This window comes from Paraburkholderia sp. Ac-20336, from assembly GCF_017105025.1.
Lineage (GTDB): Bacteria > Pseudomonadota > Gammaproteobacteria > Burkholderiales > Burkholderiaceae > Paraburkholderia.
This window is the reverse complement of record NZ_JAAGPS010000185.1, coordinates 1-9,614: the sequence shown is the minus strand read 5'-3', so window position 1 is coordinate 9,614 and position 9,614 is coordinate 1. Positions and strand designations below refer to the sequence as shown.

General features: G+C 65.1%; 12 protein-coding genes. 7 read left to right on the top strand and 5 right to left on the bottom strand.

Translation table 11 applies throughout. The annotated features are described in order from the left end of the window. Positions 1–679, top strand: a 679-nt coding sequence (locus GXB81_RS29050) for an SDR family NAD(P)-dependent oxidoreductase (protein WP_205991019.1), incomplete at its 5' end; no start/stop codon positions are given. A 54-nt stretch (positions 680–733) separates the two neighbouring features. Beyond that, entirely contained in the window at positions 734–1,693 is a 960-nt protein-coding gene (locus GXB81_RS29045) for an alpha/beta hydrolase (protein ID WP_205991018.1), read from the top strand. A gap of 12 nt (positions 1,694–1,705) precedes the next feature. Here the strand turns inward: GXB81_RS29045 and GXB81_RS29040 are convergent, their stop codons facing one another. From GXB81_RS29040 to GXB81_RS29020, 5 genes are all read right to left on the bottom strand, one after another. Beyond that, complete coding sequence (locus GXB81_RS29040) at positions 1,706–2,554, bottom strand: NRDE family protein (protein WP_205991017.1); 849 nt, start codon at positions 2,552–2,554, stop codon at positions 1,706–1,708. Between the two features lie 231 nt (positions 2,555–2,785). Then, positions 2,786–3,859: a folate-binding protein YgfZ gene (locus GXB81_RS29035; protein ID WP_205991016.1), complete on the bottom strand. Its 1,074-nt coding sequence runs from the start codon at positions 3,857–3,859 to the stop codon at positions 2,786–2,788. A 161-nt stretch (positions 3,860–4,020) separates the two neighbouring features. After that, positions 4,021–4,287, bottom strand: coding sequence for a hypothetical protein (locus tag GXB81_RS29030; protein WP_167282866.1), 267 nt, complete (start codon positions 4,285–4,287; stop codon positions 4,021–4,023). Continuing rightward, a complete protein-coding gene (locus GXB81_RS29025) occupies positions 4,284–4,718 on the bottom strand; it encodes a DUF2778 domain-containing protein (RefSeq protein ID WP_241016568.1) in 435 nt (144 codons plus the stop codon). The genes GXB81_RS29030 and GXB81_RS29025 overlap by 4 nt, the downstream gene beginning before the upstream one ends. 4 nt (positions 4,719–4,722) lie before the next feature. Next, positions 4,723–5,028 carry a hypothetical protein gene (locus GXB81_RS29020; RefSeq protein WP_205991014.1) on the bottom strand — a complete coding sequence of 102 codons (306 nt, stop codon included), beginning with the start codon at positions 5,026–5,028 and terminating at the stop codon, positions 4,723–4,725. A 205-nt stretch (positions 5,029–5,233) separates the two neighbouring features. Between GXB81_RS29020 and mltG the strand changes: the two genes are divergently transcribed. The 5 genes from mltG to GXB81_RS28995 all read left to right on the top strand — a co-directional run bounded on the left by mltG (position 5,234) and on the right by GXB81_RS28995 (position 9,529). Then, positions 5,234–6,244, top strand: coding sequence for an endolytic transglycosylase MltG (gene mltG / locus GXB81_RS29015; protein ID WP_205991013.1), 1,011 nt, complete (start codon positions 5,234–5,236; stop codon positions 6,242–6,244). Continuing rightward, on the top strand, positions 6,244–6,864 hold the full coding sequence (tmk, locus tag GXB81_RS29010) for a dTMP kinase (RefSeq protein WP_205991020.1): 621 nt from the start codon (positions 6,244–6,246) through the stop codon (positions 6,862–6,864). Before mltG ends, tmk begins: the two co-directional genes overlap by 1 nt. Before the next feature lie 107 nt (positions 6,865–6,971). Continuing rightward, positions 6,972–8,015, top strand: a complete 1,044-nt coding sequence (locus GXB81_RS29005) for a DNA polymerase III subunit delta' (RefSeq protein ID WP_205991012.1) — start codon at positions 6,972–6,974, stop codon at positions 8,013–8,015. A 64-nt stretch (positions 8,016–8,079) separates the two neighbouring features. Further along, a complete protein-coding gene (locus tag GXB81_RS29000) occupies positions 8,080–8,595 on the top strand; it encodes a GNAT family N-acetyltransferase (RefSeq protein WP_167038219.1) in 516 nt (171 codons plus the stop codon). 142 nt (positions 8,596–8,737) lie between these two features. Continuing rightward, complete coding sequence (locus tag GXB81_RS28995) at positions 8,738–9,529, top strand: TatD family hydrolase (RefSeq protein WP_167282858.1); 792 nt, start codon at positions 8,738–8,740, stop codon at positions 9,527–9,529. The last annotated feature ends 85 nt before the right edge of the window (positions 9,530–9,614 follow it).

Sequence of the window (9,614 nt, the reverse complement as noted above, 5' to 3'; positions counted from 1 at the left end):
AGCGCTGGCCGAGGCCGCGCTCGCCGCGTTCGGCAAGGTGCATCTGCTCTTTAACAACGCGGGCGTGGGCTCGGGCGGCTTCCTGTGGGAAAGCAGCGCGAACGACTGGTCGTGGGTGTTCGGCGTCAACGTGATGGGCGTCGCGCACGGCGTGCGCGTCTTCACGCCGATCATGCTCGCGCAGAAGGAGCCCGCGCATATCGTCAACACGGCGTCGGTGGCGGGGCTGCTGTCGCCGCCCGCGATGGGCATCTACAACGCGTCGAAGCACGCGGTCGTGTCGCTGACCGAGACGCTTTATCACGACCTGCGGCTCGCGCAGGCGGGCACGGCTGGCGAGGTTGGCGAGGTTGGCTGTTCGTTGCTGTGTCCGGCCTTCGTGCCGACCGGCATCGCCGATGCCGAGCGCGCGCGCCCGGCCGGGCTGCGCAACGCGGGTCGGCCGACCCGCTCGCAGATCGCGGCGGGCAAGCAGTTGCAGCGCGCGGTGCAGTCGGGCAAGCTGTCCGCCGCCGATGTTGCCGACCTCGCGTTCGAGGCGATTGCCGCGCGGCGTTTCTATATCGTCACGCATCCCGGCATCATGGCGACCGTGAAGCTGCGTCACGAAGATATCGAACAATTGCGCGAGCCGTCCGATCCGATGTCGCTGAAGCCGGAAGTGAAGAACGCGGATTAACCTTTTGACGCATTTGCGCCGCCGGCGCTCGGCGCGCATCACGTTGCCCAAACCATGCCGTTGAATCCGAAGATCGAGCAGGTGCTCGACATGATCGCGCGGGCCAGGCGCCCGCATTATCACCAGATGAGCGCGCAGGCCGCGCGCGCGTCCTACGAGAAAAGCGCGCCGATTCTCGAGATCGCGAGCGCGCCGATGTTTTCGGTCGAGGACCTGCGCGTGCCGATGCGCGATGGCGCGACGATCCGCGCGCGTCTCTATTACCCGGTCGAGCCGGGCTGGGCCGAGCCGCTGCCCGCGTTCGTCTACTACCACGGCGGCGGCTTCACGGTCGGCAGCGTCGACACGCACGACGCGCTATGCCGGATGTTCGCGCGCGACGGCCGCTGCGCGGTGCTGTCGGTCGACTACCGGCTCGCGCCCGAGCACCGATTCCCCACGGCGGTCGAAGACGCGTTCGACGCGCTGCGCTGGCTGCACGCACACGCCGGCGAATTCGCGCTCGACGCGGATCGGCTCGCGGTCGGCGGCGATAGCGCGGGCGGCACGCTCGCGACGGTCTGCGCGGTGCTCGCCCGCGACGCGGGCATGGCGCTCGCGCTGCAATTGCTGATCTATCCGGGCACGACCGGCCATCAGCAGACCGACTCGCATGCGCGTCTTGCCGATGGCTTTCTGCTGTCGGGCGAGACGATTCAATGGTTCTTCGAGCAGTATCTGCGCGACGCCGGCGATCGTGACGACTGGCGTTTCGCGCCGCTCGACGGCACGCGCGGCGCACCCGATTTTCGGCGCGTCGCGCCCGCGTGGATCGCGACCGCCGAATACGATCCGCTCAGCGACGAGGGCGACGCATACGCGGAGAAACTGCGCGCGCTCGGCAATCCGGTCACGCTCAGGCGCTACGCGGGCATGATCCACGAGTTCTTCAAGATGGGCGGCTTTGTGCCCGAGGTCGCGCAGGCGCACGCGGATGCCGCGGCGGCACTGCGCGCGGCGTTTGGCGTCGGGTGAGGGCGCGGTCTTCTAGCTCGCCCGCTCGACGTTGAACGCGAAGCTGCGTTCGAAATCGCCGGGCCGCACGATGCGGTGCGAACCGTTGTCGTCGCTGCGCTCGGCCACCGCCACGCCGATCACCCCGCCATAGGCGGCGACGCGCAGCGCGGTCGTGCCGCGCGTGCCGTATTCGGGCGATTCGATAAACGCCGCCGACAGCGCCCGCTCGCGTTCGAGCGGAATGCCGGTGGACGGCAGTTCGTCGTCGCGGGCGAGACGCGGATCGCGCATCAGATCGATCAGACGTTCAAGCGGCGGCGCTGCCTCGCGCGTGAGCAATGCGCCGAGCTCCGCGCGCTTTCTGACGAGCTTCGGCCACGCGGTATCGAGTACGGCGTTCGAGATGCCGTGCGTGCCCGGCGCGAGCAGCGCGGGGCCGCTGTGAGCGCCGCCGCGGTTGCAGTACCAGGCGAGCTCGCGGCGCGTCCAGTCGCCGACGAGCAGGTTGAAGCCGTTGTAGATGTCGCCGTCTTGTGCGACGTGGCGGAGATAGTCGAGCGGCGTTTCATGCGGATCGCCGCTGCGGTCTCGCGCGGCGTCGCTCACCCAGTCGCTGACGAGCGTGCCGCGCGTGGGCGCGTCGGCGCGCATCTCGGCCGGCGCGCGGTAATTGGTCAGCGCGGCGAAGCGGCCGTCGCGCGACATGCCGAGCCACGTGCCACCACCCACCAGATCGCGGCCCGCCAGCACGCCCGGCGCGTCATGCCACCAGCCGAGCGGCTCGGCCGTGCGGCGGAAGAACTCGTCGCGATTTGCCGCGAGCGTGAAGAGCGGGCCATCGACCGCGTCGGGTCGCCAGTCGAAAACGATCAGGCACATCGGGGGCGTCTCCCGGTGAGAGCAGGGGCGGCGGGTTTGCCGCAGGCGAGCGGCCGCGCAAGGCGGACGAGGTCAGGCAAGTCGGGTGAAGCGCTGTCGGGTGAAGTGGGCGAGTCGGGCGGCTAGAACAGCCGATCACGGTAACCGGTGAGGCCTGGCGGACAAACCAGCCGACGGCCGATAAAAGACGGCGCTCCATTGAGCGCCGCTTTTCATCGCATCCGCCGCCGCTCACACCTCGGTCGGCAAACCGTACGGCAGCGCGATAAAGCGCAGCGCCGGGCCATCGGCCGAGCCGAGATGCACGGTGCCGTTGTCGAGCGCCGCGAGCTTGATCTCGACGAGCAGATCGACGCCGCCTTCCCGCGCCGCCGCCGCGTTCACGATCATCCCGCATGGCTGGCCCGGATCGTCCGAATGGAACAGTTCCGCGCCGGGGCGCACCGTTTCCAGTTCGCCGTCCACGTGCGCGAGCGACGTGCGCCGCTTGATCGTGCCGCGATACTGGCTGCGCGCGACCACTTCCTGGCCCGGATAGCAGCCTTTGCGGAAATTGACCGCGCCGAGCACGTCGAAGTTAACCATTTGTGGCACAAACTGCTCGACGACCGGCTGCGTGATGCGCGGCTCGCCCGCGCGGATATCGAGCCAGTCCCACACCGCCGGCGAGACGCGCTGGAGCGTGCCGTCGAGCGCGGGCAGCAACGCCTCGACCTGCGCCTTCGGGCCGATCCACAGATAGCGCAGGCGTTCCAGCGCATCCGGCACGCGGATCAGCGAACCCGCCGTGCCGTCGACCTGCACGTGCACGCCGTCGGGCAGCGCGTCGAACACACCGGAGAGCGCGCCGCGCACGTCGCCCGCGAGGCCGACCACCGCGAGTTCGCCGCTCGCGTCGGCGAGCTTCGCCTTCGCGCGCAGCACGAACATCGACAGACGCTTCTGCACGGCCGCCTGCACGTCCTTCGACACCAGTAGGCGGATCGTGTCGCCGCTGCGCCAGCTGAGGAACGACGCGAGCAGGCGCCCCTTCGCCGAACAGTAGCCGGCGAGGCGCGCGTGAGCGGCATCGAGATGCTGGACGTCGTTGGTGAGCTGGCCGTGCAGGAAGCTGGCCGCGTCGTCGCCGGTGACGTCGATCACGCCGAACTGCGTGAGCGGCATATAGGCGCCGTGTTCGAGCACGGCGGCGAACTCGTCGGCGGAGGGGCGCGGCGGCAGCGGCAGGGTGATGGATGCGGCCGGGTTCGGCGTGGTTGGAGCAGTCGAGGAAGTACCTGCGGCGTTACCGAGCGATGTGTTCATGGATTCCGAGCTAAGTCAGTTGTGACTTATTATATTCGGTCCAACCTTGCCACGTTTCGCGTGTCTGCTTCACACCCATGCTCGTCGCGCTTGCCGCACTTCCTGGATGGCAGCCTGCACCGACTCCGCCAACTTCTTTACTGGTGCGAAAGGAACGAGTTTCAACGTCTTTTCTCAGCATCCCTGCGCCGTCGGAAAATCAGTATAGCCGCAGCGAACCCGAGTACGATTCCAGCCGACGAAACCAGAAAGGCCAGATCGGATTTCTGATAAGCCGTTTTAACGCCGTATACGGAAACCAGCCAGTTCCATACCGGATTTGAAAAATTCAAAGGCGTATCCGGATGCATGATCCACCATATTGCATTGGCAAAGATGGCCAGCGCGAGGCATGGGCCGACGGCGAGAAAGATCAGAATCCTTTTCATGCCACAATCAATTCGCCATATGCTTTAAGCCGCAACCCGGCAATGGGTATTTTCGGCGTGTCGGTAAATATAGAGCGGATACGATTCCAGTCAGTCAGCCGTTCAATCGTTACGCAACCCTCGCTTCTCTCCAGTCTTCCTTTCGGGTGCAGCCTGAACTGGCCGCGAACGATGCCATTGCAGATAACCTCGTCGTCGATATTCCCGTCGATGGCATAGAGCGAATACCATTCGCCCTTTTTATTGCCATTCAGGTCAAGCCGCTCCTTTAGCGGACCGAGGAGGCCGCCCGACTGCCGATCAAAAATGTAGTAGCGGGCGATGGGAATGGCACCATATCCCGGCGTACACATGAGAGCAGGTTGATTGATGTCATTTTCCTGGCCGGAAAAAGCCGGAAACGATAAAGCACCGATTTTTAATTCGCTCATCGGCTTACCATTCAATTTGAATGAGCATTGAAGCATCGGTTCCCCGGATTGACCATTCGGTGCCAAATTCCGAATAGTCAGATGTGATAGGCGGACGCATTGTATCGGCGTATTTTTTTGAGAAGGAAACTGTTTCAGGTTGGATTCGTTGCGCCGATATTCTCGCGGTCTCGAAACGCGTCAACCCGGGAAACGCGGGGCAATGCATCGGCTTCGAGCCGGCTCCGTCGGCTGGATCGGCAGGCAGAGCCGCCTTGCGCTTGCGCTTCCAGGCGTCGGCTTCGCGTGATAGCTTGTCGATTCGGGTCACTTCGGGTCGCCTGGCGTCGAGGTGGTACAGTGACTCCGGGGCCGCGGCTGTGACTATCTCGTGTCCACCTCTATACAATACGGGCCAATACGGACCGAAAAAACCCGCAAGGGCCGCAAGACGGCGCAGTCTCCATGCCGATCGGCGCGAGGCTTTCCCGTTGAAAATCAGTTCGTTGCAATCTAAACGCTAATTCTGTCCTGACGTGTCCCTTCTGAAGAAATGCTTCATTGCCGGCGCAGTCGTCGTTGTGCTGGCCGCGGCGGCCGTCGCCGCTGGATATCACTGGGCCACGAGCCCGCTCGAACTGAACCCGGCGCAACTCGACGTCACCGTCAAACCGCATAGCAGCCTGCGCAGCGTCACGTTGCAACTCAAGCGCGGCGGCGTGCCGCTCGAACCCGAGCTGTTTATCGCGATGACGCGCGTGCTCGGCCTGCAAAGCGAACTGAAATCGGGCAACTACGAGTTCAAGAGCGGCGTCACGCCCTACGAGGTGCTGCAGAAAATCGCACGCGGCGACGTCAACGAATACGTGGCGACGATCATCGAGGGCTGGACCTTCAAGCGCATGCGCGCCGAGCTCGACGCGAATCCCGCGCTCAGGCACGACACGGCCGGCATGAGCGACGCCGACCTGATGAGCGCGATCGGCGCGCCGGAGGCGTCGATCGGCAACGGCGAAGGGCTCTTTTTCCCCGACACCTATCTGTTCGACAAGAACACGAGCGACCTCGACATCTACCGCCGCGCGTACCGTCTGATGCACGTGCGTCTCGACGAGGCGTGGCTCGCGCGCGCGCCGAATCTGCCCTACAAGACGCCGTACGATGCGCTGACGATGGCCTCGATCATCGAAAAGGAAACCGGCAAGCCGGGCGACCGGCCGCTCGTCGCTGCGGTATTCGCGAACCGCCTGCGCGCGGGCATGCCGCTGCAGACCGACCCGAGCGTAATTTACGGAATGGGCGAGAGCTACACCGGCCACATCAGGAAAAAAGACCTGCAGACCGACACTCCCTACAATACCTACACCCGCATGGGCCTGCCGCCCACGCCGATTTCGCTGCCGGGCGTCGCGTCGCTGCAGGCGGCCCTGAATCCGGCGCAAAGCAACGCGCTGTACTTCGTATCGCGCGGCGACGGCAGCAGCATTTTTTCTGACACGCTCGGCGAGCACAACAAGGCCGTGGACAAATACATTCGAGGACAATGATGGCGCGCGGCAAATTCATTACGTTTGAAGGCATCGACGGTGCGGGCAAGACCACCCATCTGGGCTGGTTCCGCGAACGGCTCGAGGCCAGGATTGCGGCGACCGGCCGCTCGGTCGTCATGACGCGCGAGCCGGGCGGCACGCCGCTTGGCGAGCAGATTCGCGAGATCGTGCTGCATCAGAAGATGGACCTCGAAACCGAGGCGCTGCTGATGTTCGCGCTGCGCCGCCAGCATCTGGCCGAGGTGATCGAGCCGGCGCTCGCGCGCGGCGACTGGGTGCTGTCGGACCGTTTCACCGATGCGACCTTCGCCTACCAGGGCGGCGGCCGCGGCTTGCCGCGCGACAAGCTGGAAGCGCTCGAGCGCTGGGTGCAGGGCGGTTTTCAGCCCGACCTCACGGTGCTGTTCGACCTGCCGCCCGCCGTCGCGAACGAGCGGCGCAGCGCGGCGCGCAATCCGGATCGCTTCGAGAGCGAATCGGCGGCGTTTTTCGAGCGCACGCGCGCCGAATACATGCGCCGCGCGGAAGAGGCGCCGTACCGTTTCGCTATCATCGATTCGTCGCAAAGCATCGCGCGTATCCAGAAACAGCTTGAGGAATTGATTGCAGTTCTTTGATTTTTAAAGAATATAATTTCAAGCTTATAACGTTGTGCGAGCGCGTACCGTATTTGAGGACAAATCTCGGGAAGCGCTGTCAACCCACTGATTCAAAAAGAGAAACGATGATCTATCCGTGGCAAGCCGATGACTGGAACCGCCTGCAGCAGCTGCGCGGCCACTGGCCGCACGCGTTGCTGCTGCATGGCCAGGCGGGCATCGGCAAGCTGCGTTTCGCGCAGCACCTCGCCCAGGGGCTGTTGTGCGAGGCGCAGCAGGCCAACGGCGAGCCGTGCGGCGCCTGTGTGGCCTGCAACTGGTTCGCGCAGGGCAATCATCCCGATTACCGCATCGTCGTGCCGGAAGCGCTTGCCGCCGAAGCCGGCCCGGCCAACACCGCCAATGCCGCCGACGAGAAAGCCGACAAGGCCGACGCAGACGAAGGCAAGAAGACCCGTACGCCGAGCAAGGAAATCAAGATCGAGCAGATTCGCGGTCTGCTCGATTTCGTCGGGGTCGGTTCGCACCGCGGCGGCGCACGCGTCGTCGTGCTGTATCCGGCCGAAGCGCTCAACGTCGCGGCTGCCAATGCCTTGCTGAAGACGCTCGAGGAACCGCCCGCGGGGGTCGTATTCCTGATGGTGTCGGCGCGCATCGACCGGCTTTTGCCGACCATCATCAGCCGCTGCCGCCAATGGCCAATGAGCGTGCCCGCGCCCGAGGCGGCCACGCAGTGGCTCGCCGTGCAAGGCGTGGCCGATGCGCCGGCATTGCTCGCCGAAGCCGGCGGGGCGCCGCTCGCGGCGCTCGCGCTCGCCAGCGACGAAAACCGTCCGCTGCGCGACTGGACTTTGAAGCAACTGGCGGCCGGCGCCGGGTGCGACGCGTTCGCCTGCGGCGAGGCGCTGCAGAAGCTGCCGGTGCCGCTCGTGCTCGGCTGGCTGCAACGCTGGATGTACGATCTGCTCGCGCAGCGCACGGCCGGTGCGCCGCGTTATTTCCCGCAGGCGTCGGCGGCGCTTGCGCAGTGCGCGTCGCAGGCCGAGGCCAATGCGTTCGCGCGCTTTCTGCGCAGTGTGACGCGCCAGCGCGCGGTCGAAAACCATCCGCTGAATGCGCGCCTCGTGTTCGAGGAACTGTTTATCGGCTATCGCGCGCTGTTCGCATAACACCCTTTTTGCCTTTGTTGCCTCGTTTTCCCGTCTCCACGTCAACGTTTCAAGCCAACGCACCATGAGCCTTTCCTACCGCGACGCCACGCTCGACGATCTGCCCGCGATCGTCGCCATCTACAACTCGACCGTCGCGTCGCGGCAAGTCACCGCCGACCTCGAACCGGTCAGCGTCGAAAGCCGGCTCGCGTGGTTTCACGCGCATGGCCCGCAGAAACGTCCGCTGTGGGTCGTCGAAGATCCGCGCGCGCCGGGCCGCGTGATCGCGTGGCTGAGCTTTTCGGATTTCTACGGCCGCCCGGCCTACCAGCGCACCGCCGAGGTCAGCATCTATCTCGACGAAAGCGCGCGCGGCCAGGGGCTCGGCAAACAGTTGCTGGCCGCGTCGCTCGAAGCGGCGCCGGGCCTCGGCATCGACACGGTGCTCGGTTTCGTCTTCGGTCACAATGAGGCGAGCATGCGGCTTTTCCGCGGCTTTGGCTTCGACGTGTGGGGCTCGCTGCCGCGCGTCGCGGTGCTCGACGGCGTCGAGCGCGATCTGGTGATTCTCGGCAAGCGCCTCGCGCAGGCCGGCTAGGCAAAGCCAGCGGGACGGGCGAGCGAGGCGTGCAACCGGGCAAGGCTCCGCAGCCGGCCGCGGCCGCGCCATGTCCTGGCTACCTGATCGTCCGCCCGTCCGCCGGTCAGCTCACCAGCCCATTTTTTCGCAGGACCTCATCATGTTTGTCGACTCGCACTGCCACATCAACTTCGAAGGACTCGCGGACCGTCTGCCGCAAATCCTCGAAAACATGCGCAGCCATTCGGTCACGCACGCGCTGTGCGTGTCGGTGGACCTGGAAACGCTGCCGTCCGTGTTGGAGATCGCCGCGCGCCACGACAACGTCTACGCGTCGGTCGGCGTGCATCCCGATCACGAGGACATGCGCGAGCCGAGCGTGGCCGAACTGGTCGAGCTGGCCGCGCATCCGAAAGTCGTGGCGATCGGCGAGACGGGGCTCGACTATTACCGCCTCGAAGGCCGCTCGATCGCCGACATGGAGTGGCAGCGCGAGCGCTTTCGCACGCACATCCGCGCCGCGCACGCGACGAAGAAGCCGCTGATTATCCACACGCGCTCGTCGTCGGAAGATACGCTGCGCATCATGGCCGAGGAGCGCGCGGGCGAGACGGGCGGCGTCATGCATTGCTTTACCGAGCCGTGGGCCATCGCCGAGCAGGCGCTCGCGCAGAATTTTTACATCTCGCTGTCGGGCATCGTCACGTTCAAGAACGCGACCGAGGTGCAGGACGTCGCGCGCCGCGTGCCGCTCGCGCGCCTGCTGATCGAAACCGACTCGCCGTATCTCGCGCCGGTGCCGTATCGCGGCAAACCCAATGAACCTGCGTACGTAAGTTATGTCGGACGCTTCATCGCGCAGCAACGCGAGATGTCGGACGAGGCGCTGGCCGCCGCGACCACGCAAAACTTCTTCAGGCTGTTCGGGATTCCGGCGCCGGTCGGCGCTTGAGTGTAAAGTCGAGTAACATCAAAGGGATAGGGAAGTCTCCTAAAGCAAAACATGAAAAATATTTCGATGTCGTCCGCTGCTTTCA

What these genes read in the sequence shown, in the direction of transcription:
- GXB81_RS29030 (WP_167282866.1), bottom strand. Translation starts at nt 4,287, where the DNA reads ATGAAAAGGATTCTGATCTTTCTCGCCGTCGGCCCATGCCTCGCGCTG.
- GXB81_RS29035 (WP_205991016.1), bottom strand. Translation starts at nt 3,859, where the DNA reads ATGAACACATCGCTCGGTAACGCCGCAGGTACTTCCTCGACTGCTCCA.
- tmk (WP_205991020.1), top strand. Translation starts at nt 6,244, where the DNA reads ATGGCGCGCGGCAAATTCATTACGTTTGAAGGCATCGACGGTGCGGGC.
- GXB81_RS29005 (WP_205991012.1), top strand. Translation starts at nt 6,972, where the DNA reads ATGATCTATCCGTGGCAAGCCGATGACTGGAACCGCCTGCAGCAGCTG.
- GXB81_RS29000 (WP_167038219.1), top strand. Translation starts at nt 8,080, where the DNA reads ATGAGCCTTTCCTACCGCGACGCCACGCTCGACGATCTGCCCGCGATC.
- GXB81_RS29025 (WP_241016568.1), bottom strand. Translation starts at nt 4,718, where the DNA reads ATGAGCGAATTAAAAATCGGTGCTTTATCGTTTCCGGCTTTTTCCGGC.
- GXB81_RS29045 (WP_205991018.1), top strand. Translation starts at nt 734, where the DNA reads ATGCCGTTGAATCCGAAGATCGAGCAGGTGCTCGACATGATCGCGCGG.
- GXB81_RS28995 (WP_167282858.1), top strand. Translation starts at nt 8,738, where the DNA reads ATGTTTGTCGACTCGCACTGCCACATCAACTTCGAAGGACTCGCGGAC.
- GXB81_RS29040 (WP_205991017.1), bottom strand. Translation starts at nt 2,554, where the DNA reads ATGTGCCTGATCGTTTTCGACTGGCGACCCGACGCGGTCGATGGCCCG.